Genomic DNA, 25378 nt, shown 5'->3' on the forward strand with positions numbered 1-25378 from the left:
TCTTCATGTCCTGGCCCGACGGGTCCGGCCGGATCGCACCGGTCTGGAGTGGAGCGGCGGCGGCGCGCGGCCCGTCGATGATGGGAAAGGCTCCGGCGCGAGAAGACAGCCCCCTCCCCCGGCGCGGCGCCGGCCTAGCATGGGTTTTTAAGGGGCGCAAGGCGAGCGGAGGCGCGGCAATCGCGAGGCGGGCCGTGAGCTTAAACCCATCCGGCGCCTCGCGGTTGCGCGGGCGGGGCGGCGCTTCGACGATGGTCGGATTGCGCTTTTCGGGCGAGCCGGGCGGGGGCTCGCCTCCGCGACGGCCCGGTCGCGGAGGTTTCAGGACGGTTTCCGAGTCATTTCACGGATTCGAGGATCTCAGCTGGCGCAGGCGATCTCGTCGCACTCGGCGACGTTGGCGAGCACCCGGGCGAGGCTCTTGGGCCCCGGATAGCCGAGCAGCGCCGAGGTGCCGACGACGTAGGACGGGGTGGCGTGCAGGCCGAGATTGGCCGCGAGGCTCATCTGCCGTTTCAGCGCCTCGCGCACCTCGTCGGAATCCGCCGCCTGCTCGATCGCCGCCCGATCGTGGCCGAGCCGCGCCGCCGCCTCCAGGGCGCGAGGCCCGTCGTTGCGCCCGGACGTGCCGGGGCCGAGAAGCGCGGCGTAGAGCTTCGCGGTCTCGCCCGAGCCGCCGGCGCGCTGCACGGCCAGCGCCACCTTGGCGGCCTGGGCCGACTGCACCGACAGGATCGGGTTGTTGACGAGGCCGATGCGCAGGTCCGGGCTGGCCTTGACGAGGTCGTCGAGGTCACGCGCCGCCGCCCGGCACCACGGGCAGTTGTAGTCGAAGAATTCGAAGAGGGTGACCGAGGCCTCCCGCGGCCCGAGCCAGGTCACGCCGCGCAGCCGCCCGATCTCCGAGGCGAGCTCGCCCGGCAGACGGGTGTTGGGGATCGGCTGGCCGGCGTCCCCGGTCACCGCACGCCACTGGCCCTCGGCCTGCGCCCGGGCCTTGCTGGCGAGGGCGGGAACGGCCGCCAGGGAGGCGGCGAGGAGGGTGCGGCGGGAGAGCGACATCGATGGACTTCCAACGCGCGACGGGCTGTCGTCACCCCTCACGTCTAGCTCGGCCATTTTGGCCGGATGATGGCTGTGCGCCCGGCGAGGCCCTTGCTGCCGTTGTCCAGTCCCGATCTACACACCTGGCCCGGCCGCGCGATGCCGCGACCAATTATACCCTTCAACGTTGAAGTTAAAGCGCGTCTCCCCTCTCCCGAGTGGGAGAGGGGATCCCGCGCTTTATTCTTTGGCGTATTGGACCTGGTGAAGCATCAAGTCGTCTCCGCCAGCGCCTTCCGCACCGCCGTCTCCAGCGCCGCCGGCGTCACCCGCGGGGCGTAGCGCGCGATCACCCTCCCGTCGCGACCGACCAGAAACTTGGTGAAGTTCCACTTGATCGCCTGCGTGCCGAAAAGCCCGGGCTTCGCCCACTTGAGATAATCGAAGAGCGGCTCGGCTCTCGTCCCGTTCACCTCAACCTTGGCCAACAGCGGGAAGCTGACGTCGTATTTCAGGGTGCAGAACCGGGCGATCTCCGCGGCATCGCCCGGCTCCTGGGCGCCGAACTGGTTGCAGGGAAAGCCCAGCACCACGAGGCCCTCGTCGCGGTGGCGGCGCCACAGGGCCTCCAGCCCGGCATATTGCGGGGTGAAGCCGCAGGCCGAGGCGGTGTTGACGACGAGGAGCACCCGCCCGCGGTACTGCGCCAGCGGGTGGGGCGTGCCGTCAGGTGCGGCGGGGATAAAATCGTGGACCGTGCTCATCGGCCCGTTATGCCTTACCCCGCGGCCGGGGTCTTCCCGTCCGCCAGCACCCGCTCGGCCGCCGCCCCGAGCACCCGCACGCCGAGCGCCAGGTCCTCCTCCTTGGTGTCCTCGGACCAGTGGTGGCTGATGCCGCCGATCGAGGGCACGAACAGCATCGCGGCGGGCATCACCTTGGCGACGTTCTGGGCGTCGTGGCCCGCACCCGACGGCATCGTCTGCCAGCCGCCGGGGCACAGGGCCTCGGCCGCCTCCGACAGGGCCGCCATCAGGCCGGGATCGCACAGGGCCGGGGTGTTGCAGGAGAGCGCGTGCAGGGTCGCGGTGCAGCGCTCGCGCCGGTTGCTCTCGCGGATCAGCGCCCGCAACGTCGCCTCCATCCGCTCCAGCACCGGCACCGACACGTCGCGGAACTGGAACAGGATCTCGGCCCGCCCCGGGATGATGCTCGGCGCGCCGGGATCGAGGGTGATGCGGCCGGTGGTCCAGGTGCTGCGCTCGCCGCAGACCCCCGGCATCGCCGCGTCGATGGCGGCGAGCAGCCGCACGGCGGTCAGGCCGGCGTCGCGGCGCTCGGCCATGGTGGTGCCGCCGGCATGGTCCTGCGCGCCCTCGATCACGATCCGCCACTGCCAGATCGCCACGATGCCGGTGACGACGCCGAGGCGCAGACCCGTCGATTCGAGCTGCGTGCCCTGCTCGATATGCATCTCCAGGAAGCCGCGGTAGCGCCCCGCCTCCAGCTGCATCCGCGGCAGGCCGGCGAGGCCGGCGGCCTGCAAGGCCTCGCGCAGAGGCGTGCCGTCGGTGCGGTTGCGGCTCGCGTCGATCTCGGCCTCCGTGACCTCGCCGATGGCCGAGCGGCTGCCGAGGAAGCCGACGTCGAAATGCCCCTCCTCGTCGGCGAAGGCGACGACGTCGACCGGCAGCCCGGCCCGGGCGAGCGCGAGGCCCGCCACCACGCCCAGCGCCCCGTCGAGCCAGCCGGCCTCGTTCTGGCTCTCGATGTGGCTGCCGACGAGGAGGTGCGGGCCCTCGCCCCGATGGCGCCCCAGCACGGTGCCGACGCCGTCGATGGAGGGCGCGAGCCCGCATTCCGCCAGGCGCCGCATCAGCCAGCGGCGGGATTCCATGTCCTGCGGGGAATAGGTCGGACGGTGCACGCCGGTGCGGAAGCGGCCGATCGCGCGCAGGTCGTGGAGATCCTCGAGGAAGGCCTGCGTGTCGATCGCCCGCATGGTGCTCGCTACCCCCCTGGCTGCCCCGGACCGCGGCGGTCGGGCACAGGCCTGTTCGAGGCAGGATCCGTACCAGGGCTCTCCCGGTCAAGCTATAACAAGCGGGAGAAGCCCCGCCGCGTCCATCACGGCAAAAAGAAGGCCCGCCGGAGCGGACCTTGGTACCAGTGCCGGCTCGGGAACCACGCGGCAGCGGACAGGGTTTGTCCGAGTGCAGGGCGGTGGCGATGCCGCTGCGCTGCTCGCGCCCTCCTCGGGCGTTTCCTCCCTGGACTTGGGCCGCCTTCTCGCAGGGCGGCCTTTTTTCGTTCAGGATCATTAACCTAACGCAAGCCCCTCGCCTCCGGTTGCATCCTCTCGCGCGCTACCGCCGGAGGATGTTGCCGGGATGGGGTCAGGCCGTCGCCCACTCGTCCCGGGCCTCGGCGGTGGTACGGTTGAGGCGCACCTGCCCGCCCTCGACGCTGGCGATCGAATCGACGTGGATGAAGTGGTGGTGGCCGCCCGCCGCCGGGTCGGTCTTCGTCAGCTTGATCCGCTGGCCGTCGAGGTGGTCGATCGTGCCGACATGCCCGCCGTCGGAGCCGACGACCGGCATGTGCTCCTTGATGCTGCTGAGATCGATCATCGCGCGCTCCTCGACGTGGTGCGGCGATCAACGAGGATACTTCCGGCAGGTTCCTGGAAGGCGGGAGGCCGCGCGGGCCTCCCGCAGGCATCGAGGGACGTCAGGCCTTCGGCGCCACGACCTTGCCGTCCTCCCGACGCCACAGCTTGAGCGGGTTGCCGTCCTTCAACGCCGCCGGCAGCAGGGCATCGGGCAGGTCCTGGTAGCTCACCGGGCGCAGGAAGCGGTCAATCGCCAGGCTGCCGACCGAGGTGGTGCGGCCGTCCGAGGTCGCCGGGTAGGGCCCGCCATGCACCATGGCGTGGCCGACCTCGACGCCGGTGCCGAAGCCGTTGACCAGGATGCGCCCGACCCGGCGCTCCAGCACCGGCATGAGCGCCCGGGCGGCCTCGTGATCGGCCTCGTCGAGGTGGAGAGCCGCCGTCAGCTGGCCTTCCAGCCGCTCCAGCACCGCCCGGATCGTCGCGAGGTCGGGGCAGCGCACGACCAGCGAGGCGGCGCCGAACACCTCCTCGGCGAGGTTGTGATCGGCGAGGAAGGCCTCGGCGGTGGTGGAGAAGAGCGCCGCCTGGCCCTGGTGCGTGCCGCCGGCGAGCCCCCGCGCCAGCGTGGTCACGGCCGGGTTCGCTTCCAGCGCCGCGACGCCGGCGCAATAGGCCTTGTGGATGCCGGGCGTCAGCATCGTGGCGGCCTGGGTCTCCTTGAGGCCGGCGGAGGCGGCCTCAAGGAAGCCGTCGAGGCCCGCGCCCTCGACCGCCAGGATCAGGCCGGGATTGGTGCAGAACTGGCCCGAGCCGAGGGTGAGCGACCCGACGAAGGCGCGGCCGATGTCGCGGCCGCGGGCCTCCAACGCCGCCGGCAGCAGGACGACCGGGTTGATGCTGCTCATCTCGGCGTAGACCGGGATCGGGACGTTGCGCGCGGCGGCGGCCTGCATCAGCGCGACGCCGCCGCGGCGCGAGCCGGTGAAGCCGACCGCGGCGATTCGCGGATCGGCGACCAGCGCCTGGCCGACGGCGATGCCGGAATCCATCAGCAGCGAGAACACGCCCTCCGGCAGGCCGCATTGCTTCACCGCCGCCTGCACGGCGCGGCCGACGAGCTCCGAGGTGCCCGGATGGGCCGGGTGGGCCTTGGCCACCACCGGGCAGCCGGCGGCGAGCGCCGACGCCGTGTCGCCGCCGGCGACCGAGAAGGCGAGCGGGAAGTTCGAGGCGCCGAACACCGCCACCGGGCCGACGCCGATCTGGCGCAGGCGCAGGTCGGGGCGCGGCAGCGGCTTGCGCTCGGGTTGCGCCGGATCGACCCGGGCCTCCAGGAAGCCGCCGTCGCGCACCACGCCGGCGAACATCTTGAGCTGGCCGACCGTGCGGCCGCGCTCGCCCTCCAGGCGCGCCCGCGGCAGGCCGCTCTCGGCCATGCAGCGCACGATCAGCTCGTCGCCGATCGCCACGATGGCGTCGGCCACCGCCTCGAGGAAACGGGCACGGTCTTCCAGCGAGGTCTCGCGGTAGGTGTCGAAGGCCTCGGCGGCGAGCGCGCAGGCCCGCTCGACATCCGATGCCGTCGCCGAGGCGAACGCCGGCTCCAGGTGGTTGCCGGTGGCGGCCTCGACGGCGCGGAAGCTCTCGCCCTCACTGCTGCGGGCGGCGGCGCCGATCAGGTTCTCTCCGGTGATGGGCATGGGTCGCGTCCTCTCCAGGATGGTGTGTTTGGCCGGGCTTATGCGCCTTCGGGCCGGGGCGATCCACCGGGGCGGGCGGAAAAATCCACGCCGCTCCCGGATTCGCGTCGCCCCGCTGCGACGGTCTGTCCCGAGGGGTCGGCGCTTGCCGCCGGCCCGCACGGGCCGATGTGCCCCCGACCGGCGCGAGGTCCAACGCCGGGACGAAGGACCCGATGCAGATACATCTCGACGCCGTCGGGGGTGTGGCCGGCGACATGCTCGTGGCGGCGCTCCTCGATGCCTTTCCGGAGCACGAGGCCGGCATGCGCGAGAGCGTGGCGCGGGCAAGCCGCGGCCGCACCGCCTGCGCGGTCCTCGCCCACGGCGACGGCGTGCTGCAAGGGCGGCGCTTCGCCGTGACCGGCCCCGAGGGCGAGGCGCCGGACCGGCCGGCGGACGGGCACGCCCACCACCACGGCGATCATCACCACCACGATCACGGCCATCATCACCATCATCACGGCCATCACGGCGGCGGCCACGCGCACCGGCACTGGTCCGGCATCCGCCGCGACCTCGAAGGCTGCGGGCTGGCGCCGGCCGTGCTCGCCCACGCGCTCGCGATCTTCGGGCACCTGGCGCAGGCCGAGGCCCGGGTGCACGGCATCCCGGTCGAGGAGGTGGCGTTCCACGAGGTCGGCGCCTGGGATTCGATCGCCGACATCGTCGCGGCGGCGCACCTGATCGACGCGATTCGTGCGACCGCCTGGTCCGTCTCGGCCCTGCCCCTCGGCTCCGGCCGGGTGCGGACCCAGCACGGGCCGCTGCCGGTCCCGGCCCCGGCGACCGCGCTCCTGCTCGAAGGCTTCCTCACCCTCGACGACGGCGTGCCGGGCGAGCGCGTCACCCCGACGGGCGCGGCGATCCTGCGCCATCTCTGCGGCGGGCAGGCCCGCAGGAGCGGGCCGCGGCGACTCCTGCGCAGCGGCCTCGGCTTCGGCACCCGGGTGCTGCCGGGGATCAGCAACGTGCTGCGGGTGCTGGCCTTCGAGGAGCAGGGCGAGACCGGGTCGCCCGGCCATCGCGAGCTCGGCATCATCGAGTTCGAGGTCGACGACCAGTCGGCGGAGGACCTCGCGATGGGGCTCGACCGGTTGCGGGCGCACCCGAAGATCTTCGACGTCGTGCAGATGCCGGTCTTCGGCAAGAAGGGCCGGATGATGACCCATGTCCGGGCGCTGGCCCGGGCCGACGCGATCGAGGAGGCGATCGAGGCCTGCTTTCGCGAGACCACCACGATCGGCCTGCGCCACCACACCGTCTCGGGGGCGGCGCTGACGCGGCGGCTCGACACCGTCGCGGTGGCGGGGAAGACGGTCAGGGTGAAGAGCGTCGTGCGGCCGGGCGGGCGCACCGCCAAGGCGGAGGCCGACGACGCGATCGCCGCGGAGGGCCACGCCGCCCGCCAGGCCCTGCGCCGCGAGGCCGAGCGCCTGGCCCTCGACTTGCCAGAGGACGAGCGATGAGCGCGAGCCTCGAATCCGTCATCTCGGGCCTCGGCCCGATCGCCGTCGCGGTGAGCGGCGGGGTCGACAGCCTGACGCTGGCGACGATCGGCCATCGGACCGCGCCCGAGCCGCCCCTGATGGTCCACGCCGTCTCGCCCGCCGTGCCCGGCGAGGCGACGGAGCGGGTGCGGGCGGAGGCCGCCCGCGAGGGCTGGCGCCTGCGGGTGATCGAGGCCGGCGAGTTCGCCGACCCGGCCTACCGCGAGAATCCGGTCAACCGCTGCTTCTTCTGCAAGACCAACCTCTACGGGGCGATCCGCCGGGTGACCGAGCGGCAGATCGTGTCGGGCGCCAACCTCGACGACCTCGGCGAGTACCGCCCCGGCCTCGACGCCGCCCGCGAGCACGGGGTGCGCCACCCCTTCGTGGAAGCCTCCTTCAGCAAGGCGATGGTGCGGGCGCTCGCCCGCGACCTCGGCCTCGGCGCCGTGGCGGAGCTGCCCGCCGCGCCCTGCCTGTCGAGCCGGGTCGAGACCGGCATCCGCATCGAGCCCGAGACGCTGGCCTTCATCCACGCCGTCGAGCGGCTGGTCGGCGAGGATCTGGAGGTCTCGGGCGCGAAACGCGCCGTGCGCTGCCGGGTGCGCGCCGCCGGCATCGTGGTCGAGCTCGATGCCCAGAGCCTCGCCAGCCTGCCCGAAGCGGCGCAAGCCGATCTCGGCCGGCGCATCGCCGCGCGCGCGCCGGCCCGGCTGTCGGACGCGCCGGTCTCCTTCGCGCCCTACCGCACCGGCAGCGCCTTCCTGACGGGAGGTTTGCGACCCGGAGGGCCGCCACGGTGAGCATCCAGGACGAATTCACCCTCGACTTCGCCCGAACCGAGCGGATCGGCCTCGAAGAGGCGGTGTTCGCCGCGGGCAAGTCGCCGGCGCAGATCGACGCCATCCTGGCGGCGGCGGACGAGCGCGGCGCGCGCTTCCTCGTCACCCGCCTCGACCCGGAGCGGCACGCGGCTTTGCGCTACAGGGACCGGCTCGATTACTGCCCGGTCTCGCGCACCGCGTTCTTCGGCGCGGCGAAGCGGATCGAGGACCCCGCCCGCATCGCCATCGTGGCGGCCGGCACGTCCGACGTGCCGGTGGCCCGCGAGGCCGAGCGCACGCTCGCCTACCAGGGTCACGCCACGACGCTGATCGCCGATGTCGGCGTCGCGGGCCTGTGGCGGCTGACCCGGCGGATCGAGGAGATCCGGGCCCATCCGGTGGTGATCTGCGCCGCCGGCATGGACGCCGCCCTGCCGAGCGTGCTCGGCGGCCTCGTCGCCGGCGCGGTGATCGCGGTGCCGACCTCGGTCGGCTACGGCGTCGCCGAGGGGGGCCGCGCCGCCCTCGACGCGGTGCTGGCGAGCTGCGCTCCCGGCATCGCGGTCGTCAACATCGACAACGGCTACGGCGCCGCCTGCGCGGCCCTGCGCCTGCTCCACGCCGCAACCCGGCTCGCGGAGGTCTCCCGATGACCCTCACCCCAGGAGAATCGCCATGGAACGTCGCAGCTTCCTGCAAGGCGCGGCCCTCGGCGCCGGCCTCGCGGTCACCAGCAGCGCGGGGGCGGCCGTGAACAATCCGCCCCCTCCCAGCTCCGGTCCCTTGCCGGGCACCCGGCCGAACGACCCCGCCGACCTGCCCTTCGTCACCGATCCCGGCGAGCGCCGGGGCGAGATGCTCTACCGGTCCTTCGGCCGGACGGGCGAGAAGATCTCGGCGATCGGCATGGGCGGCTTCCACCTCGGCAAGGGCGCCGTGACCGACGCCGAGGCGACGCGACTGATCCATGAGGGCGTCGACCGCGGCATCACCTTCATGGACAATTGCTGGGACTACAACGAGGGCCGCTCCGAGGAGCGGATGGGCATCGCCCTCGAGCAGAACGGGTACCGCAACAAGGTCTTCCTGATGTCCAAGATGGACGGGCGGACCAAGCAGGAGGCGATGAAGCAGATCGACCAGTCGCTGCGCCGCCTGCGCACCGACCGGATCGACCTCGTCCAGCACCACGAGATCCTGCGCTACGACGATCCCGACCGGGTCTTCGCCGAGGGCGGCGCCATGGAGGCGTTCGAGGAGGCGAAGAAGGCGGGCAAGCTGCGCTACATCGGCTTCACCGGCCACAAGGACCCGCGCATCCACCTCCAGATGCTCGAAGTCGCGGCCGAGCGCGGCTTCCACTTCGATTCGGTGCAGATGCCGATCAACGTGATGGACGCGCATTTCCGCAGCTTCGGCCACCTCGTGCTGCCCTACCTCGTCCAGAACGGCATCGCGGCACTCGCGATGAAGACCTTCGGCGACGGGGTGATCCTGAAGAGCGACGCAGCCATCAAGCCGATCGAGTACCTGCACTTCTCGCTCAACCTGCCGACCTCGGTCGTGATCACCGGCATCCAGAACCAGCGCGACCTCGACCAGGCCTTCGAGGCGGTGAAGACCTTCAAGCCGATGGACAAGGCGGCGGTGGCGGAACTCCTGAACCGCAGCCGTCCCTACGCGCTGGAAGGCAAGTACGAGCTGTTCAAGACGAGTGCCACCTTCGACGGCACCGCCAAGAACGCCGCCTGGCTCGGCGAGGACGTGCCGGGGGTGAAGAAGCTCGCCCCGACCATGGAGTGAGGCGGCGCGGATTTAAGACACAACCATGACGGCGGCCGGCGCGTTGACCCTCGTCTTCACGCCGGCACGAGACCGCCCCCATGATCGACACCCCTGCGAACGACACCGCCCCGCCCCGCAACCCGTCCGCCGAGTTGCTGACGATGAACGAGCGCCTCGCCGCCTGGGCCGCCTGCACGGCCGAGGACAGCCCGGCCCTGATCGAGCGCTTCGAGGCGATGGGCTACGCCGTGCGGGGCAAGTCGCGCGAGGAGGTGGAGGCGGTCCTGCGCTGCCCGCCGACACAGAAGCGAGGGTGAGCGGGGCACACCGCTCTTGGCGACACTTGTCATCGTGTGCATCTCGGCCGATGACATCGGGCGATCCCTGACCAGGAGCAAGAGGCCGCTGCGGTCACTCCTGGAACTCGCCTTGTCGTATGTCGCGGTAACCGCTCAAGATGCGGACGATTTCAATTCCGCGCTCGATCGGTTGATAAAATATCAAGTAGCTCCCGGCAGGGAAGCTGCGAAGCGAAGCCGCCAAGTCCGGCCGAGCCCGGCCGGCAAGCGGATTCTCCGCCAGCATGACCAGCGCGGCCTCGATCCGATCGAGAACACCGTCGGCCGCCGCCTCGTTGGCTTCGGCGATGAAATTCCAGATCTCAAGGAGGTCCCGTCGAGCACGTGGACGCCGGACGAGGTTAGCCACGCGCCGCGTCTTTGTTGCGGCGGCTGCGCTGAGCGCGCGCCTCTGCCTTTAGCGCAGCCATGTCGTGCGGCTCGACCGGTCCGCTGTCGAAGCCTTCCTGAATGTCGCGTCGCAGGGCCTCCAGCTTGGCAGCGCGCATCTGCTCGCGCTCTTCCATCAGCCGCAGCCCATCGCGCATCACTTCGCTGGCGGACGCGTAGCGGCCACTCTCCACCAACCCCTTCACGAAACGCTCGTAATGCTCTCCCAGCGTGTAGCTCGATGCCATGGCGTGTCCCCTTAAACGGGGCAAAGTATCATTTTGTGCTATCGTCGGCCAGGAGATGCCGTGGCGTCGGCAACCCTCGCGTCGCGGAGGATGGCCGCGCTCTCCGGCCGCCCGGCCGCCGCCGCGGCGCAGGGGTGAAGATTCGCTAACGACACCGCGCCGAGCAGGGCGGCGGTGACGAACCGGGCGAGGATCGGGGTCATCGGGCCTCCGGGAAGCGGACGCCGGCGAGGCGCTCGGACACCTCCCACAGCCGCGCGGCGGCCGCCTCGTCCAGCGCCCGGGCCGGGACCCGGGCGGGACCGGGCGCGCCGCGGGTCTCGGAGAGATGCACCGGCCCGTAATAGGCGCCGCCGGCGGCGTTCGGCGCCGTCGCGGCGTAGAGCGTTGGCAGGGCGGCCCGGTCGGCGGGCTGGAACAGGAACCACAGATAGGTGCGCGCCAGGCCGGCGAGGCTGCGAGGGCCGGCACCGTTCGGCAGGAGGTCGGTGCGGGCGACGCCCGGATGCGCGGCGAGGCTCGCCAGCCCCCAGCCGCCGGCTTCGCTGCGGCGCTGCAATTCGAGGCCGAACATCAGGCAGGCGAGCTTCGACTGGCTGTAGGCCGCCATCGGCCGGTAGGCGCGCGCCGCCTGGAGGTCGTCGAAGGCGATGCGCCCGCCGCGGGCCGCGACGCTCGACAGCGACACCACCCGCGGGGCGCGGGCCCGGCGCAGCAGCGGCAGCAGGCGCGCGGTGAGGGCGACGTGGCCGAGATGGTTGGTGGCGAATTGCAGCTCGTAGCCGTCGGCGGAGACCTGCCGTGTCGGCGGGGCCATCACCGCGGCGTTGTTGATGAGGATGTCGATCCGGTCGCGGCTTCCCGCCATCCGCTCGGCGAAGGCGGCGACGGAGGCGAGGCTGGCGAGATCCAGGGGCTCGAACGTCACGGCCGCCTCCGGCACCGCCTGACGGATCCGCGCGAGGGCCGCCGCGCCCTTGTCCGGGTTGCGCCCGGCGACGATCACCGCGGCGCCCGCGCGGGCCAGAGCCAGGGCATCCTCGAAGCCGAGGCCGCCGGTGCCGGTCACGATCGCGGTGCGTCCCGCCTGGGACGGCATGTCCGACGCTCTCCATCCCGACATCGCCGAGACTCCCTTTCACCCAGTGCATGATCGCACTCGGTGCAAAATTATTACTGCACCGCGTGCAACTTCTCAAGGGGGGACCGGCGTGCGAGAAGATCCTCATGGAGAGCGAACCCCCGAAGCCCGAGGGCCTGCGCGCGCGCAAGCGGCAGGAGACGCTGCGGCGCATCGCCGAGACCGGCCTGCGGCTGTTCGGCGAGCGCGGCTACGAGGCGACGACGCTCGACGCCATCGCGGAGGCCGCCGGCATCTCGCGCCGGACGTTCTTCTCCTACTTCAAGTCGAAGGAGGAGATCCTGCTGGAATGGCAGATGCGCGGGTTCAGCGCGCAGCTGCGCGAGGCGGTGCTGGCGCAGCCGGCCGACCGGGCGCCGATCGCGGTGGTGCGCGACGCGCTGCTGCAGCTTGCCGCCGGCATCCGCACCCAGGAATTCATCGGCATCGACCGGGTGATGCGCACGAGCGAGACCCTCAAGGCGCGCAAGCAGGCAAGCTACGGCCTCCAGGAGCAGGCGCTGCACGCCGCCCTCGTCGAGCGCTGGCCCGACCCGGCGCGCAGCCACGCGCTGCGCCTCGTCGCGATGGTGTCCCTCGGGGCGATGCGCCTGGCGATCGAGGCCTGGATCCAGGCCGGCGGCGACCAGGGCGCCGCGCCCTTCATCGAGGACGCGTTCGCGCAGATCGCCGCCGAGCTGTGCGGGGTCGTCGGCTCTTAGCCGGTCGCTCAGGCGGCGACCGGCTCGATGGCGGCCAATTCGCTCGCCATGCGCACCTCCAGGGTGCGCAGGTCGTGGTCGCGCTGGAGGTTGGCCCAGAATTCAGGGGCGTTGCCGAACAGCCGGCCGAGGCGCAAGGCCATGGCGGGCGTGACCGGCTGTCGTTCCTCGATCAGGTCGTAGAGCGTCTGGCGCGAGATGCCGAGCCGGCGGGCGATCTCGGTCTTCGGCAGATTCACCGCCGGGAGGATGTCCTCGCGCAGGATCTCGCCCGGAGATGTCGGCGCGAGGCCGGCGAGCAGCGGATTGCCGGTCATCGGTGACGATCCTCGAATGCCGCCGCGAGCATGACGGGAAGATGCCGCAAGGGCAAGCGGCTCACCCCGCCCGCAACCCCGCTGCGATCTCCCGCACCGCCGCCCACGCGATCATCACGTCCTCCCGCGTCGTGGTGGTCTGGCCGACCTGGAAGCGGATGACGAAGCGGTTCTCGTGGCGGGTCTGGGTCAGGTAGGTGCGGCCGTCGTCGTTGATGCGCTCGACGAGCCGCGCGTTCAGCGCGTCGAGGTCGCCGGCGCCGGACGGCGCGTAGCGGAAGGTGAACAGCGACAGGATCGGCTCGGTCGTCAGCTCGAAATCGGGATCTTTCGCGATCAGCCCGGCGAGCTCGCGCGCCCAGGCGACGTGGTCGCGGATCATGCCCCGCAGGCCCTCGACGCCGTAGTGCCGGACCACGAACCACAGCTTCAGTGCGCGGAAGCGGCGCCCGAGCGGGATCGACCACTCGTTGTAGTCGACGAAGCCGTCCTGGCCGAGCGTGCGCAGGAAGGGCGGGCGGATGCCGAGCGTGTCGGTGAGCGCCTTCGGGTCGCGCACGAAATGCGCCGAGCAGTCGAAATGGGTGAACAGCCACTTGTGCGGGTTGAACACCAGGCTGTCGGCGGCTTCCGCCCCCCGCATTAGGTCGCGGAACTCGGGGCAGATCATCGCGCTGCCGGCCCAGGCGGCGTCGACGTGGAGGAAGACCCCGTGCCGCTGCGCCACCGCGGCGACAGCCTCGAGCGGATCGCAGGCGCCGATGCTGGTGCCGCCGAGGCAGGCGACGATCGCGGCGGGCGTATGCCCCGCTTCCCGGTCGGCCCGGATCGCCGCGTCGAGGGCGTCCGGATCCATGCCGTGGAGCGGGCCGGTCACCGGGATCCGCACCAGGTTGGCGTCGCCGAAGCCGGCGATGCGGACCGCCTTGTCGACCGAGGAATGCACCTGCGCCGAGGCGTAGACCCGCAAGACCGGCCCGCCGGCGAGGCCCTTGGCGTTGCCGGTGAAGCCGAGCGCCCGCTCGCGGGCGGTGAGCAGCGCGGCCAGCGTGGCGCCCGAGGCCGAATCCTGGATCACGCCGGAGAAGCCCTCGGGCAGGCCGATCATCCGGCGCAGCCAGTCCATCACCCGGGTCTCGAGCTCGGTCGCCGCCGGCGAGGTCTGCCAGAGCATGCACTGCGCCGCGAGCGCCGCGGTCACGAACTCCGCCACCAGGGAGGGCGGGCTCGCGTTGGCCGGGAAGTAGGCGAAGAAGCGCGGGTGCTGCCAGTGGGTCATGCCCGGCATCACCACCCGGTCGAGGTCGGAGAAGATGGCCTCCATCGGCTCGCCCGCGGCCGGGGGCTCCGCCGGGAGCTGGCGGAAGATCTCGCCCGGCGCCACCTGCGCCCGCACCGGCCGCTCGCCGACGCCCGCCAGGTAATCCACCGACCAGTCGGCGGCCCGGTGCGCCCAGGCCCGAAACGTCTCGTCGTCCATGCCCTTCCTCCCGCCGGCCCGGCATTCCGGTGCCCGGCCGGGGGTTTAGCAGGTTTCGCGGGGCGCGCCTCCCCGTCCGCCGCCGGAACCGCCAATCGAGGCGACAGGCCGCAACCCGGACGTCACCGGATCCGACAATCGAGCCCGGGATCCGGCCAGCTTGAGCGCTCGGTGAAAGCGTGTCACGATCAATCAAGCGAGCGTTCTTAACGGTTGTTTAATCAATTATCGGTTGTAAGGGCGGGTATTTGTTTCTCGTGAACGCAGGGTCGTGAGGGGCGTGGCGGAGCTGCGCGCCGGTGCGGTGCATCGTCGGAACTCGCTTCGATCTTCGTCGACCCGCCTTGTTAGACCATAAGAGGGCGACGAGAGGAGCGCGATGTTCGGGCGACGCACGCAGACGAGACCGGTGGACGGGCTGACCCACCACCCTGTCCGGGTGCAGGGCGGCGAGGGCGTCGACCAGGACGGCTGCCTGATCTGTCTCGGCGACCAGCCGGTCTCGCTGCTGGTCCGCCTGCAACCCGGCACCGCCGCGCCGGAGCACCGCCACAAGTGGCGCGTGGCGGAGACCTACGGCCCCGGCCGGGCGCTCGCCCGCGCCCCGCTCTTCGACACGCCCGACGCGGTCATCGACTGGATCGCCCCCCGCCTGCCGCGCCCGGCCCCGCCTGCGTGGCTGGACGCGCATCTGCTGCCGTGAGGCCGGCAGGCGATCCGGTCCGATACGCGTCCACGATCCATGACGATGTGGCGCGGGCACGCCGCACGGGCCGTCGGGTCTTCGCCAAGCCGCTCCCCTTTCCCGGACGACGGGAGCGAAGCGGAAGGAGATCCGGCAGAGGGGGAGAGGCGGAAGAGGCGTGTCTCCCTCGTCGGTCCGGTGCGCCGGCGCACGCGGGCCCGGACGGGCCGGGCCCATATCTCCTCCATGCCGCCCGCATCCCCGCCGCGCCCGCGTGAGACGCCGGGACTTGAGGGCGGCCGGAGACCCGACACCATGACCCGCTTCGTCACCGCGGCCGTCGTCGCCCTGCCCGTCCTCGCCCTGTCCGTCCCGGCGCTCGCCAATGGCGGCGACCGCGAGCCCGCCGGCGGCGCCTTCATGAGCAGCTACGTCACCAATCCCTACGCCACCGCCCGCTCGCCCGCCGAGGCCCGCCCGCAGGAACAGCCCGCGCCCTGGTTCGTCCCGGAGACCACCGGCTCCGTGCGGGCCCTGCCGGCGCACCGACGGACGCATCGCTGAGCACCGTCATCTCCACGCCACGGTCCCCAAGGTAAGCTTCCGGTTTGATCCGAGCCGGAGCGCCGAGGGGGACCCCGATGACACAGCCGTCGCTGAACCGTTCGCAGCAGGCCGAAGCCGCCGAGGATGCCGGCTCGAACCCGAGCCCGAACCCGACCCTCGGCGAGGTCGTGGCCCGGCGCTTCGACCGGCGCGAGATCCTGCGCGGCGGACTGGCAGGCGGACTGGCGGTCGCGGCGATCTCCGCCACCCTGGCCCCCCGGGCGGTCGCCGCGGCACATCCTGAGACCTTCCCGTTCCGCGAGCTGCCGGCCGGCGCCGACGAGCGCCACCACGTGGCCGAGGGCCACGACGCCGAGGTGCTGATCCGCTGGGGCGACCCGGTCCTGCCCGGCGCGCCGCCCTTCGATCCGCACAGGCAGTCGGCGGCCGCGCAAGCGCAGCAATTCGGCTACAACAACGACTTCCTGGGCTTCTTCCCGCTGCCGGGCGCGAGCGACCCCGCCGGCCACGGCCTCCTCGTCGCCAACCACGAGTACACGAACGAGGAGCTGATGTTCCCCGGCCTCGGCCGGCAGGACGGCAAGGCGGCCTTCGCCGGCATGAGCCGCGACCTCGTCGACATCGAGATGGCGGCCCATGGCGGCTCGGTGATCGAGGTGAAGCGCGAGGACGGGCGCTGGCGCGTGGTGCCGGATTCCCGGTACGCCCGCCGGATCACCGCCACGACCCCGATGCGGATCGCCGGCCCCGCCGCCGGCGCGGACCGCCTGCGTACCGGCGCCGACCCGCAAGGCACGCAGGTTCTCGGCATGCTCAACAACTGCGCCGGCGGCGTCACGCCCTGGGGCACGTGGCTGACCTGCGAGGAGAACGTCAACTACTACTTCCAGGGCCGGCTGCCCGAGGGCTCGGGCGAGGCGCGTAACCACAAGCGCCTCGGCATGCCGGGCAACCTCTACGGCTGGGCCCGCTTCCACGAGCGCTTCGACCTCGGGAAAGAGCCCAACGAGCCGAACCGCTTCGGCTGGGTGGTCGAGATCGATCCGTTCGACCCGACGAGCGTGCCGGTGAAGCGCACCGCCATGGGCCGCTTCAAGCACGAGGGCGCCGCCGGGGCGATGGCGCGCGACGGCCGCTACGTCGTGTTCCAGGGCGACGACGAGCGCTTCGACTACGTCTACCGCTTCGTCACGCGGGATCCGGTGAACACGCAGGACAAGGCCGCCAACCGCGACATCCTCGACCACGGCACCCTGTCGGTCGCCCGCTTCGACGCCGACGGGCGCGGCACCTGGCTGCCGGTGGTGTTCGGGCAGGGCCCGCTGACGCCGGAGAACGGGTTTCGCGACCAGGCCGACGTGCTGATCGAGACCCGCCGGGCCGCCGACCTGCTCGGCGCCACCAAGATGGACCGGCCGGAGGACGTCGAGGCCAACCCCAAGACCGGCAAGGTCTACGTGATGCTGACGAACAACGTGCGCCGCAAGGCCGACCAGGTCGACGCCGCCAACCCGCGGCCGGACAACCGCTTCGGCCACATCGTCGAGCTCTCGCCCGCGGGCGGCGACTTCGCCGCCGATGCCTTCGCCTGGGAGGTGCTGGTGCGCTGCGGCGATCCCTCGGTCGCGGCGGTGGGCGCCACCTTCTCGTCGGCGACGACGAAGGACGGCTGGTTCGGCATGCCGGACAACTGCGCCGTCGACGGCGCGGGCCGGCTCTGGGTCGCCACGGACGGCAACTCGCCGGCCAAGACCGGCCGCGCCGACGGCATCTGGGCAATGGAGACCGACGGCGCCCGCCGCGGCACGGCCAAGCACTTCTTCCAGGTGCCGCTCGGGGCCGAGATGTGCGGCCCCTACTTCACCCCCGACGACACCACCTTCTTCGTCGCCGTGCAGCATCCCGGCGAGGCCGACGAGGAGGATCCGACCGCGACCCCGGCGACCTTCGAGAGCCCGGCGACCCGCTGGCCCGACTTCGACCCCGCCCTGCCGCCGCGCCCGGCGGTGCTGGCGATCACGAAAAGGGGTGGGGGGAAAGTGGGGGCGTAAAGCCCACCTCCTCGAGACTCGCGCCGCCCCGGACCCTCTCCCCTCTCCCGAGCAGGCTGACGGCCTTGGCGCCGATGCGTCGGCTTGACCGAATCGTGTGTCTTTGCCGACGCGCGGAGACGGCCGACGCGGCCCGGAGCCCGATCGTGGTCGCAGACCAGGAGGGCGACATCGATAGCCACCGCGCGCGCCAGCCTGCGGGCAGCGATCGTCTGGTGCGGGCGCATCACGACCGGCCGCTGGTGGCGGGCGGCGGCCCGCAGGCCAGGACGTCGTCGCCGGTGGCGGCGACCGGGACGGTGGAGATACCCGATCGCCCCGGTCGGCCGGGAGCGCTGCCGTGCGGCCCTCCGGCCTGGATGCCTGCGCCCGGACGGCCCCGGCTGCCGTAAGGATCCCGCAACCATCGCGGGGCGAGACTTGGAACGGAACGGCAGAGCTTCGAGTTGTGGGCCGCCGATCCGGGAGCCATCCTTGAGACGACCCTTCCTCTCCCTGCCCGAGCCGCACCTCGCGGCTCGCCGGCCCCCTGTCCCGCGGTCGGGTCCGGCGTGATCGGCTGAACCCTCGCGGCGCCGGTCCCGGGAACCTCCGGTCGCCCGACCCGCGCTCGACGGCTCGCAAAACCGTCCGGGCGGCGCCATCATGGGCGCGCCCGCCACCGCCCGTCCGTCGCGACGGGCCCGCTCCGTCCGTCCGGCTCCTCCCTTGCACGACCATTCCTTGCACGACCGTCCCTTGCACGACCGTCCCTTGCACGACCGTCCCCCGCAGCAAGGCCGTGTCGAGACGACGGCCCTCCCGATCCCGCGGCCGCCGCGGGCGGCGCGATGGATCCCGCACGCGATCCTGGCCGCGGGCCTGATCGCGACGGGGCTCAGCACCGCCCTGATGTGGCGGGCCGGGAGCCTGCGCGACCGGCTGGCCTTCCTCCACGCCACCGACATCGAGCTGCGCACCGTCGAGGACCAGTTCCGGACCTACACCGCCCTCCTGCGGGGCGGCGCCGGCCTGTTCGCCGCCAACCGCGACACCGTCACGCTGGCGGAGTTCCGCGCCTACGTGCAGCGGATCGAGTTCCAGGCGCTGTATCCCGGCTTCCTCGGCATCGGCTTCACGCCGGCGATCCCGGCCTCCGAGCGCGAGCGCTTCGCCGCGCGGGCCGCGGCTTTGGGCGTGCCGGACTTTCGCGTGCGCCCGCAGAGCGACTATCCGGTGCTCAGCCCGATCCTGTTCGCCGAACCGCCGAACCCGCGCAACCAGGCCGCCATCGGCTACGACGTGATGTCCGACCCGGTCCGCCGCGACATGGTCGAGCGGGCGCGCGACAGCGGCCAGCCGGCCGCCTCGGCGCGGATCCAGCTCGTGCAGGAGATCGACGCGAACAAGCAGGCCGGCTTCCTCGTCGCCATGCCGGTCTATGCCGGCGGCACCGTCCCGTCCGACCTCGACGAGCGGCGGCGGCGCTATCTCGGCTTCGTCTTCGGCGCCTTCCGGGCCGACGACCTGTTCAACAGCATCGTGGCGGCGGAGGCCGAGGAGGATGCCGCCTTCGCCATCTACGACGGCGTCCCCGGCGAGGCGACGCTGCTGCACCGCTCCGTGGGCGCGCGGAACACGACGCCCGGCCGCCTCACGCGGGAGGCGACGATCGAACTGGGCGGGCGCACCTGGACCGTGGTGTTCGAGCAGCGCGTCTCGGCCCGGCGCGCCTCGGCGCTGCCGGAGGTCGGGCTCGTCTGCGGCGGCGGCCTCCTCGCCAGCGCGCTGCTCGCCTTCGCGGCGTTCCGGCAGCGCCGCACGCAGGACGAGATCCGCCGCCTCAACGCCTCCCTGGAGGCCCGGGTCGAGGAGCGCACGCGCGACCTGCGGGACGCGGCCGAGAGCCTGCGCCAGGCCGGCGAGGAGCGCGCGCGCATGGAGGAGGTGCTGCGCCAGTCGCAGAAGATGGAGGCGGTGGGCCAGCTCACCGGCGGGCTGGCGCACGACTTCAACAACCTGCTCGCCGGCATCTCGGGGGCGCTCGAGCTGATCGAGACCCGCATCGGCCAGGGCCGCTCCAAGGACGTGGCGAAGTACATCGCCGCCGCGCAGGGCGCCTCGAAGCGCGCCGCGGCGCTGACCCACCGCCTCCTCGCCTTCTCGCGCCGCCAGACGCTGGCGCCGAGGGCCGTCGACGCGAACCGGCTGGTGGACGGGATGCTCGACCTGATCCAGCGCACCGTCGGCCCGGCCATCGACGTGCGGCACACGGGGGCGGACGACCTCTGGCCCACCCTGGTCGACCCGTCGCAGCTCGAGAACTCCCTCCTGAACCTCTGCATCAACGCGCGGGACGCGATGCCGGAGGGCGGCCGGATCGTCATCGCGACGGAGAACCGCTGGATCGACCGCGCGCAGGCCGCGGCGCAGGACATGCCGGAGGGGCAGTACCTGGCTTTGTGCGTGTCCGACACCGGGACCGGCATGCCCCCGGAGGTCGTCGCCCGGGCCTTCGACCCGTTCTTCACGACGAAGCCGATGGGCGAGGGCACGGGTCTCGGCCTGTCGATGATCTACGGCTTCGCCAAGCAGTCGGGCGGGCAGGTGCGCATCGTCTCCGAGGTCGGCGTGGGCACGACCGTGTGCCTCTACCTGCCGCGGCATCGCGGCGAGGCCGACGCGGACGGGCCCGACCCCGACAAGCGTCCGATGGCCCAGGCCGAGACGGGGGAGACCGTGCTGGTCGTGGACGACGAGCCGACCGTGCGCATGCTCGTGACCGACGTTCTGAGCGACCTCGGCTACACCGCGGTCGAGGCCGCGGACGGGGCCGGTGGCTTGCGGGTGCTCCAGTCCGACGCCCGCGTGGACCTCTTGGTGACCGATGTCGGCCTGCCCGGCGGCATGAACGGGCGCCAGATGGCGGACGCCGCCCGGGTCGCCCGGCCCGACCTGAAGGTCCTGTTCATCACGGGCTTTGCCGAGGCCGCCCTGTTCGGCAACGGCCCGCTCGAACCCGGCATGGCGGTCCTGACCAAGCCCTTCGCGGTCGACGCCCTGGCGGCGCGCATCCGCGAGATGATCGCGACCTGACGACCGGCCTCGCGAGGCCGGCGGATCCCGGGCTGTGTCGCCCGCCGTCGCGACCGTGCCGGGTGTCGGCCGCGCAGGCGATGGTCGAGCGATCGTCACGCGACCGGATAAAGGGGGCAGGATGCCCGTCGGACGAGCCTCGGTCCGGGCTCAGTCTTCACCGTCGGCGAGGGTATCGATGCGCTCGGAGAGCCGCCGCACCTCGGAGATCGCGGTCAGCACGCGATTCTCCATCAAGACATTGTCGCCACGAAGCGCGTCGATATCCCGCCTCAGCGAGTCGATATCTTCCCGCACAGTTCCGATGTCGTCGCGGACACGGTTGAAACCCTCATCCATCCGCATCGCCAGTCGGCCGACGAGTTCGATCAGCCGGCTCTCACGCTCGTGGGTTTCCTGAATATCGCGGCGAATACCCTGCATCTGCCGGAGCAGTATATTGTTGTTCGGAGAGGGGAACGACTCCACCATTGTCGACCGATCCTGTCATCGGCTGCGATGCGATACGCACGGAATGATAGTCGTCACCCAGGGGAATGCGAAGCGAAATCTCGCGCTTGCGCGCGCTGCCCTGCCTGCGCCGCCCTACTTGTTCGCCGCGTCGCTCGCCGTAACGAACGTGCCCTCGAAGCGGCCGCGCTGGGTGTCGGCCGCGCAGGCGACAGTGGAGCGGCCCGGGCTGGAAGCCGGGAAGCGGCAGGAGCCGACGGTCATCAGGGTGTCGCGGGTGATGCCGCCGTCGGCGCCCTTTACCGTGAGGATCACCGCGCTCACCGGCTGGAGGGCATCGACCCCGACCTCCTCCTGGCGGTCCTGCGGCATGCCGGTGCCGCTGAAGCTCACGGTGGTGCCGTCGCTCGAGGTGAAGTCGAACGAGGTGCGCCGGCCCTGGACTGTGTTGACGATGGTCTCGCCGCAGGTCGGGCTGACGTCCTTGCCGGCGACGACGAGCTTCTCGCAGGCGCCCTTGAGGACGTTGCGAGTGAGCGGCTGGGCGTGGGACTCGACGGCGCAGGACAGGCCGAGGAGAAGCAGGAGAGTGAGGACGCGGGTCAACATGGCAGGAATGTAGGGACCGCCGACGGCAATCCCAATGTGGCTTTAGTGGAGAACGACCGCGATGGCCTCCGCCGCCCGCTCGCCCTCGGCGAAAGCGCCGCCCGCGGTGCCCCACTGCTCGCGCGACAGGGCCTCGCCGGCAAACCAGATCCGCTCAGCCACCGCCTCCTTCAGGAGGTCGCGGGCCCCGGTATGGCCCGGCGGCACCACCGCCCAGGAGCCGCGCGACCAGGGGTCGTGGCGCCACTCGGTCACCGCCGGCACGGCGAGGTCGCGCAACGGCCCGCGGCCGACCTGCCCGGCCAGGGTCTCGCGCACCAGGCGGCGCGCGCCGTCGGCCCCGGCGCGGGCGGCGTCGAGGCGGGCGGCGAGCGGCACGTCGAGCTCGAAGTAGTGGAACGGCGTGCCGTCGACCCGGGTCAGCAGGCCCGGCGGCTGGAGCCGGCCGCCGATCAGGCTCGCCAGCCGGTCGCGGCCGCGGAACGGCGAGGACGGCCAGTGCAGCACCACGTGCTCGTAGATGCCGGTGCGGAATCCGTCGATCGCCGCGCGGACCGGGCCGGGCAGGTCGGGAGCGAAGCGCAAAGCCGGGGCCGGCTCCTGCATCACCATCATCGGGGCGGTGACGAGGGCCGCACGAGCCCGCAAGGTCCCGCGCGTCCCGAGATCGAGCCGCACCCCCTCGCCGGCCCAGTCGAGGGCGGTGACGGGTGTGGAGAGGGCCACCGGCAGCCCGGCGGCGAGGCGGGCGAGGTAGGCGCCGTAGCCGCCGGCGATGAAGAAGTTGTCGCCGTACTCCATGCTCGGGAAGTCGTGCAGGCTGACCTCGGAGAGCGGCCGGCCGGAGACGAGGCCGTGCACCAGCGCGACCCGCCGCCCCCAGGGGCCGAGGCCGGGCGGCAGGGCGCTCGCCGCCGGCCGGTCCTCGCCGTGGAGGCGCGCGCCGTCGGTCATCGCCCGGTCGGCGACGGCCCAGGCGCGGCCGAAGGCCAGCTCCTCCGCCGGCCGGCCCGGACGGCGCCCGACCCAGAGGTGGCTCTCCTGCGCGGCCCGGCGCAGCGGTTCGCCGCGCGCGAGACCGAGCGCCACCAGGGGATTGATCGGCCCGGCATGGAGCCAGTGGGCGCCGAGATCGACCGGATGGCCGCGCAAGGCGGTGGTGACGGTGCGGCCGCCGAGCCGCGGGCGGGCCTCCAGCACCGCCACCGACAGGCCGCGGGCGAGCAGCCGGCGCGCGGCGCCGATCCCGGCGGCGCCGGCACCGATCACCACCACGTCGGGGTGAGCGGGCAGGTCCGCGAGCGGCGGGGTGCCGGTGGGGCTCAGGTGCTCGTGGGCTGCGCGCGGCATCCGGATCATCACCCCTCGTTCGCCTCGGTTCCGGCCGCCGCCGCGATCCCGTCGAGCCAGCGGGCCAGCCGCCCGCGGCCCGTCGCCGGGACCGGGCAACCGGCCTGGCTGCGAATGTAGAGCGCGAGGCTCGATCGGCCCTCCCCGCGGCCCACGATCTCGACCACGACGGTGTCGGGGCAGCGAAGCCAGGCGGTACGGGCGACGTAGCGGTCCTGCTCGCCCCACCGGTCGGTGAAGACGAGCGCGGTGCGCGGCTCACGCTCGGCCACCGCCCGGACGATCTCGCGCAAGGTGGCGCCCGCCACCGGGTAGAGAGGCGGCACCGCGTCGGCCTGCGCGTGCGGACAGACATCGGCCGCACAGGCGAGCGCGTCGCCCCGGGACGGCACGCGCCGCAGAGCCGCGAAATCGACCGGGCCGAGATCGGGGGGCCCGAGCAGGGCGAACCACGCCTCCTCGATGCCGCCGGGCTCCTCGCCGCGGGCGACCATCACCGCCCCGGCGGCGAGGACCGCGAGGACGAGGGCGGAGACGACGGCGAGGAGGGAGAGCGCGGCGGCACGCCCGGTCACGGATCAGCCTCCGGCGGCGCCGGCCGCGAGGCGCCACACACGCAAGGGGGTGTCCGGCACCGGGACCGGCTCCAGCCCGGGCGGGGTGATCTCGCCGCGCCCGATCCGGTCGGCGACGCTCGACGCCTCGGGGTCGGCCGGGGTCGTGCAGGCCACGATGTAGTCCGCCCCCACCCGCGCCGCCACCGGCGCGAGGGCGTTCACGTCGCGAAAGGCGTCGAGCGCGGCGACGAGGCCCGGCAGCGCCCGGTGGTAGGGCGCGGCCACGACGGCGTGGTGGCCGTGCAGGAGCAGCGCCGGCCCGAGGTCGATCCGGGCGAGGACCAGCCCCGGCGGCAGGACGTCGAGGGCCGCGATCGCCCGGGGAGCGCCGCACTCCTGCCAGGCGGTGCGCTCGGCCTCCATCGCCTTGTCCGGCCCGGGCAGGCCCGGCAGGAGCGACACGACGAGGAGCCAGACCTTGCTGCACAGGGCGAGGCTCACCGCCACGGCGGCGACCTGCCGGGGCGCCGTGGCCCCGGGCACCCGCAGCAGCGCCACCGCCCGGTCGAAGACCGGACCGGCCACCAGCGGCACGAAGGCGGCGGCGACGTAGAGGCCGCGGACCTGCGGCACGCCGAGGGCGAGGCCGAGCCAGAGCGCGCCGGCGACCGCCGCCATCAGATATCGCTGCCCGGCCTCGCGGCCGCGCCACGCCCACAGGCTCGCCGCGACGGCGCCGATCACGACCGGCAGGTAGCCGGCGAGCGCGAGGTCGGGAGCGTGCCGGGCGAGGTGCCAGGCCGGGAGCATCTCCTGCACCCGCACCAGCCATTCCCGGCGCACGACGTCGGGCATGCCGGTGAACGGCCCGGCGGCGCAGGCCGGGAACAGGACGAGGAATCCGCCGGCCGCCGCGACCCCGCAGGCGAGGAGCAGACCGAGGCGCCGGCCCCTCCCCCGCTCGCCCGGCAGGAGGGACGCCGCTCCGGCCGTCACCGCGGCCGAGGCGGCGAGCCAGAGCCAGGGCGGCGAGAGCGCGTCGCAGGCGGTGGCGCTCCACAGGGCCGGCGCGGTCTGGACCAGGAACAGGGCCGGGGCGACGAGCCCGAGGGCGAGGCCGTAGCCGAGGAAGGGCGGCAGCGCGGCGCGCCCGGCCCGCAGCCATAGGCCCGCGAGGACGAGGCCGGCGAGCGCGATGAACGGCAGCGCCTCGAGCCCGACCGCCAGGGAGAGGGCGGCGAGCGCGCCGGCGACCGCCCCGTCCCGCAGCGTCGCGTCCGGCCGGGCGAGGGCGAGGATCAGCGCGAGGATCGCGCAGATCTGGACGCTGTGGTGGTCGATCCGCCCCGGGCCGAACAGGCCGATGACGAAGACCGATTGCGTGGCGGCAAACAGCGCGAAGGCCGCGGCGCGCCAGCCGAACAGGCGTCGCACCCCGCGGTAGAGCAGCGTCGCGTAGAGGCCGAGCAGCAGGAACGGCCAGGCCAGCGCGGCGATGCCCTCCGCCAGGGCGGGTCCCGCGAAGGGCCGCGCCAGCAGGATCAGCCCGGCGATCGGCGCGTCGACGAGGCGCGACCAGTGCATCGGCGGCGCGCCGGCGTGGCGGTGCTGGGAGAGGTCGAACCAGAACTGGCCGGCGAGGAGGTCGCGCACCTGGACGAGCCGCATGGCGTCGTCGGTATCCGGCAGGCGCAGGTCGCGCAGGATCGCCCCGAGGCCGGCCCAGGAGGTGAAGCCGACGGCGCCGGCGAGCACGATGAGCCAGACCAGCGCCGGGCGCTCGAAGGGCGAGGGTCGCGCCTGCGGTCCGGACCGGGCCTGGGCGAGCAAGGCGGCGAGCATGGCGCGGGGTCCTTGAGCCGGGAGGAGATCCGGGGCCTTGGGAAGAACCGGGGTCCCCCGGTTCGCACGCTCGCCGTTACC

Annotated in this window: 25 protein-coding genes; 10 read left to right on the plus strand and 15 right to left on the minus strand. The window is 72.8% G+C overall.

Annotated elements, in window-relative coordinates:
• Positions 1-360: 360 nt before the first annotated feature.
• The 5 genes from ACS5PV_RS14895 to ACS5PV_RS14915 all read right to left on the minus strand — a co-directional run bounded on the left by ACS5PV_RS14895 (position 361) and on the right by ACS5PV_RS14915 (position 5358).
• On the minus strand, positions 361-1062 hold the full coding sequence (locus tag ACS5PV_RS14895; protein ID WP_455396105.1) for a DsbA family protein: 702 nt from the start codon (positions 1060-1062) through the stop codon (positions 361-363).
• A gap of 254 nt (positions 1063-1316) precedes the next feature.
• Entirely contained in the window at positions 1317-1808 is a 492-nt protein-coding gene (locus tag ACS5PV_RS14900) for a glutathione peroxidase (RefSeq protein WP_455396106.1), read from the minus strand.
• Between the two features lie 14 nt (positions 1809-1822).
• Complete coding sequence (locus ACS5PV_RS14905) at positions 1823-3046, minus strand: hydantoinase/carbamoylase family amidase (RefSeq protein ID WP_455396107.1); 1224 nt, start codon at positions 3044-3046, stop codon at positions 1823-1825.
• Positions 3047-3440: 394 nt separating this feature from the next.
• Positions 3441-3674: a DUF2171 domain-containing protein gene (locus ACS5PV_RS14910; protein WP_455396108.1), complete on the minus strand. Its 234-nt coding sequence runs from the start codon at positions 3672-3674 to the stop codon at positions 3441-3443.
• 100 nt (positions 3675-3774) lie between these two features.
• Positions 3775-5358: an aldehyde dehydrogenase (NADP(+)) gene (locus tag ACS5PV_RS14915; protein WP_455396109.1), complete on the minus strand. Its 1584-nt coding sequence runs from the start codon at positions 5356-5358 to the stop codon at positions 3775-3777.
• A gap of 215 nt (positions 5359-5573) precedes the next feature.
• Here ACS5PV_RS14915 and larC point away from each other — a divergent pair, with 215 nt between their 5' ends.
• The 5 genes from larC to ACS5PV_RS14940 all read left to right on the plus strand — a co-directional run bounded on the left by larC (position 5574) and on the right by ACS5PV_RS14940 (position 9813).
• A complete protein-coding gene (gene larC, locus ACS5PV_RS14920) occupies positions 5574-6866 on the plus strand; it encodes a nickel pincer cofactor biosynthesis protein LarC (RefSeq protein ID WP_455396110.1) in 1293 nt (430 codons plus the stop codon).
• A complete protein-coding gene (locus ACS5PV_RS14925; RefSeq protein ID WP_455396111.1) occupies positions 6863-7690 on the plus strand; it encodes an adenine nucleotide alpha hydrolase in 828 nt (275 codons plus the stop codon). The genes larC and ACS5PV_RS14925 overlap by 4 nt, the downstream gene beginning before the upstream one ends.
• Positions 7687-8364, plus strand: a complete 678-nt coding sequence (gene larB, locus ACS5PV_RS14930) for a nickel pincer cofactor biosynthesis protein LarB (RefSeq protein ID WP_455396112.1) — start codon at positions 7687-7689, stop codon at positions 8362-8364. Before ACS5PV_RS14925 ends, larB begins: the two co-directional genes overlap by 4 nt.
• A gap of 22 nt (positions 8365-8386) precedes the next feature.
• Complete coding sequence (locus ACS5PV_RS14935; protein ID WP_455396113.1) at positions 8387-9514, plus strand: aldo/keto reductase; 1128 nt, start codon at positions 8387-8389, stop codon at positions 9512-9514.
• A gap of 80 nt (positions 9515-9594) precedes the next feature.
• On the plus strand, positions 9595-9813 hold the full coding sequence (locus ACS5PV_RS14940; RefSeq protein ID WP_455396114.1) for a hypothetical protein: 219 nt from the start codon (positions 9595-9597) through the stop codon (positions 9811-9813).
• A gap of 94 nt (positions 9814-9907) precedes the next feature.
• Here the strand turns inward: ACS5PV_RS14940 and ACS5PV_RS14945 are convergent, their stop codons facing one another.
• From ACS5PV_RS14945 to ACS5PV_RS14955, 3 genes are all read right to left on the minus strand, one after another.
• A complete protein-coding gene (locus tag ACS5PV_RS14945; protein ID WP_455396115.1) occupies positions 9908-10204 on the minus strand; it encodes a type II toxin-antitoxin system RelE/ParE family toxin in 297 nt (98 codons plus the stop codon).
• Positions 10197-10472, minus strand: coding sequence for a type II toxin-antitoxin system ParD family antitoxin (locus ACS5PV_RS14950; RefSeq protein WP_455396116.1), 276 nt, complete (start codon positions 10470-10472; stop codon positions 10197-10199). The genes ACS5PV_RS14945 and ACS5PV_RS14950 overlap by 8 nt, the downstream gene beginning before the upstream one ends.
• A gap of 199 nt (positions 10473-10671) precedes the next feature.
• Positions 10672-11595, minus strand: a complete 924-nt coding sequence (locus ACS5PV_RS14955; protein WP_455396117.1) for an SDR family oxidoreductase — start codon at positions 11593-11595, stop codon at positions 10672-10674.
• A gap of 104 nt (positions 11596-11699) precedes the next feature.
• On the opposite strand from ACS5PV_RS14955, the gene ACS5PV_RS14960 reads away from it, so the two are divergent.
• A complete protein-coding gene (locus ACS5PV_RS14960) occupies positions 11700-12314 on the plus strand; it encodes a TetR/AcrR family transcriptional regulator (protein ID WP_455396118.1) in 615 nt (204 codons plus the stop codon).
• 8 nt (positions 12315-12322) lie between these two features.
• Here the strand turns inward: ACS5PV_RS14960 and ACS5PV_RS14965 are convergent, their stop codons facing one another.
• Complete coding sequence (locus tag ACS5PV_RS14965) at positions 12323-12631, minus strand: HigA family addiction module antitoxin (RefSeq protein WP_455396119.1); 309 nt, start codon at positions 12629-12631, stop codon at positions 12323-12325.
• Between the two features lie 61 nt (positions 12632-12692).
• Positions 12693-14111 (minus strand): pyridoxal phosphate-dependent decarboxylase family protein, encoded by a 1419-nt coding sequence (locus ACS5PV_RS14970; RefSeq protein WP_455396120.1) that lies wholly within the window; start codon positions 14109-14111, stop codon positions 12693-12695.
• A gap of 379 nt (positions 14112-14490) precedes the next feature.
• Here ACS5PV_RS14970 and ACS5PV_RS14975 point away from each other — a divergent pair, with 379 nt between their 5' ends.
• From ACS5PV_RS14975 to ACS5PV_RS14990, 4 genes are all read left to right on the plus strand, one after another.
• Positions 14491-14814 (plus strand): hypothetical protein, encoded by a 324-nt coding sequence (locus ACS5PV_RS14975; RefSeq protein ID WP_455396121.1) that lies wholly within the window; start codon positions 14491-14493, stop codon positions 14812-14814.
• 297 nt (positions 14815-15111) lie between these two features.
• Positions 15112-15360, plus strand: a complete 249-nt coding sequence (locus ACS5PV_RS14980) for a hypothetical protein (RefSeq protein ID WP_455396122.1) — start codon at positions 15112-15114, stop codon at positions 15358-15360.
• A 77-nt stretch (positions 15361-15437) separates the two neighbouring features.
• Entirely contained in the window at positions 15438-17414 is a 1977-nt protein-coding gene (locus ACS5PV_RS14985; protein ID WP_455396123.1) for a PhoX family protein, read from the plus strand.
• An 891-nt stretch (positions 17415-18305) separates the two neighbouring features.
• Complete coding sequence (locus ACS5PV_RS14990) at positions 18306-20489, plus strand: CHASE domain-containing protein (RefSeq protein WP_455396221.1); 2184 nt, start codon at positions 18306-18308, stop codon at positions 20487-20489.
• Between the two features lie 150 nt (positions 20490-20639).
• On the opposite strand, the gene ACS5PV_RS14995 is transcribed toward ACS5PV_RS14990, so the two are convergent.
• The 5 genes from ACS5PV_RS14995 to ACS5PV_RS15015 form a co-directional block, all read right to left on the minus strand.
• Positions 20640-20960 carry a hypothetical protein gene (locus tag ACS5PV_RS14995; protein ID WP_455396124.1) on the minus strand — a complete coding sequence of 107 codons (321 nt, stop codon included), beginning with the start codon at positions 20958-20960 and terminating at the stop codon, positions 20640-20642.
• Positions 20961-21074: 114 nt separating this feature from the next.
• The gene (locus tag ACS5PV_RS15000; RefSeq protein ID WP_455396125.1) at positions 21075-21548 is read right to left on the minus strand and encodes a hypothetical protein; all 474 of its coding nucleotides are present in this window, start codon (positions 21546-21548) and stop codon (positions 21075-21077) included.
• Positions 21549-21590: 42 nt separating this feature from the next.
• Positions 21591-22907 (minus strand): flavin monoamine oxidase family protein, encoded by a 1317-nt coding sequence (locus ACS5PV_RS15005; protein ID WP_455396126.1) that lies wholly within the window; start codon positions 22905-22907, stop codon positions 21591-21593.
• Positions 22907-23473 (minus strand): hypothetical protein, encoded by a 567-nt coding sequence (locus tag ACS5PV_RS15010; protein WP_455396127.1) that lies wholly within the window; start codon positions 23471-23473, stop codon positions 22907-22909. Before ACS5PV_RS15010 ends, ACS5PV_RS15005 begins: the two co-directional genes overlap by 1 nt.
• Before the next feature lie 3 nt (positions 23474-23476).
• Positions 23477-25297: a hypothetical protein gene (locus ACS5PV_RS15015; RefSeq protein ID WP_455396128.1), complete on the minus strand. Its 1821-nt coding sequence runs from the start codon at positions 25295-25297 to the stop codon at positions 23477-23479.
• Positions 25298-25378 lie beyond the last annotated feature (81 nt).

It is taken from the genome of Methylobacterium sp. Gmos1, from assembly GCF_053764715.1.

What these genes read in the sequence shown, in the direction of transcription:
- ACS5PV_RS15005 (WP_455396126.1), bottom strand. Translation starts at nt 22,907, where the DNA reads ATGATCCGGATGCCGCGCGCAGCCCACGAGCACCTGAGCCCCACCGGC.
- larC (WP_455396110.1), top strand. Translation starts at nt 5,574, where the DNA reads ATGCAGATACATCTCGACGCCGTCGGGGGTGTGGCCGGCGACATGCTC.
- ACS5PV_RS14935 (WP_455396113.1), top strand. Translation starts at nt 8,387, where the DNA reads ATGGAACGTCGCAGCTTCCTGCAAGGCGCGGCCCTCGGCGCCGGCCTC.
- ACS5PV_RS14955 (WP_455396117.1), bottom strand. Translation starts at nt 11,595, where the DNA reads ATGTCGGGATGGAGAGCGTCGGACATGCCGTCCCAGGCGGGACGCACC.
- ACS5PV_RS15015 (WP_455396128.1), bottom strand. Translation starts at nt 25,297, where the DNA reads ATGCTCGCCGCCTTGCTCGCCCAGGCCCGGTCCGGACCGCAGGCGCGA.
- ACS5PV_RS14990 (WP_455396221.1), top strand. Translation starts at nt 18,306, where the DNA reads ATGTGGCGGGCCGGGAGCCTGCGCGACCGGCTGGCCTTCCTCCACGCC.
- ACS5PV_RS14940 (WP_455396114.1), top strand. Translation starts at nt 9,595, where the DNA reads ATGATCGACACCCCTGCGAACGACACCGCCCCGCCCCGCAACCCGTCC.
- ACS5PV_RS14950 (WP_455396116.1), bottom strand. Translation starts at nt 10,472, where the DNA reads ATGGCATCGAGCTACACGCTGGGAGAGCATTACGAGCGTTTCGTGAAG.
- ACS5PV_RS14910 (WP_455396108.1), bottom strand. Translation starts at nt 3,674, where the DNA reads ATGATCGATCTCAGCAGCATCAAGGAGCACATGCCGGTCGTCGGCTCC.
- ACS5PV_RS15000 (WP_455396125.1), bottom strand. Translation starts at nt 21,548, where the DNA reads ATGTTGACCCGCGTCCTCACTCTCCTGCTTCTCCTCGGCCTGTCCTGC.
- ACS5PV_RS14985 (WP_455396123.1), top strand. Translation starts at nt 15,438, where the DNA reads ATGACACAGCCGTCGCTGAACCGTTCGCAGCAGGCCGAAGCCGCCGAG.
- ACS5PV_RS14960 (WP_455396118.1), top strand. Translation starts at nt 11,700, where the DNA reads ATGGAGAGCGAACCCCCGAAGCCCGAGGGCCTGCGCGCGCGCAAGCGG.
- ACS5PV_RS14900 (WP_455396106.1), bottom strand. Translation starts at nt 1,808, where the DNA reads ATGAGCACGGTCCACGATTTTATCCCCGCCGCACCTGACGGCACGCCC.
- ACS5PV_RS14975 (WP_455396121.1), top strand. Translation starts at nt 14,491, where the DNA reads ATGTTCGGGCGACGCACGCAGACGAGACCGGTGGACGGGCTGACCCAC.
- ACS5PV_RS14995 (WP_455396124.1), bottom strand. Translation starts at nt 20,960, where the DNA reads ATGGTGGAGTCGTTCCCCTCTCCGAACAACAATATACTGCTCCGGCAG.
- ACS5PV_RS14965 (WP_455396119.1), bottom strand. Translation starts at nt 12,631, where the DNA reads ATGACCGGCAATCCGCTGCTCGCCGGCCTCGCGCCGACATCTCCGGGC.
- ACS5PV_RS14925 (WP_455396111.1), top strand. Translation starts at nt 6,863, where the DNA reads ATGAGCGCGAGCCTCGAATCCGTCATCTCGGGCCTCGGCCCGATCGCC.
- ACS5PV_RS14970 (WP_455396120.1), bottom strand. Translation starts at nt 14,111, where the DNA reads ATGGACGACGAGACGTTTCGGGCCTGGGCGCACCGGGCCGCCGACTGG.
- ACS5PV_RS14915 (WP_455396109.1), bottom strand. Translation starts at nt 5,358, where the DNA reads ATGCCCATCACCGGAGAGAACCTGATCGGCGCCGCCGCCCGCAGCAGT.
- ACS5PV_RS14895 (WP_455396105.1), bottom strand. Translation starts at nt 1,062, where the DNA reads ATGTCGCTCTCCCGCCGCACCCTCCTCGCCGCCTCCCTGGCGGCCGTT.
- ACS5PV_RS14905 (WP_455396107.1), bottom strand. Translation starts at nt 3,046, where the DNA reads ATGCGGGCGATCGACACGCAGGCCTTCCTCGAGGATCTCCACGACCTG.
- ACS5PV_RS14980 (WP_455396122.1), top strand. Translation starts at nt 15,112, where the DNA reads ATGACCCGCTTCGTCACCGCGGCCGTCGTCGCCCTGCCCGTCCTCGCC.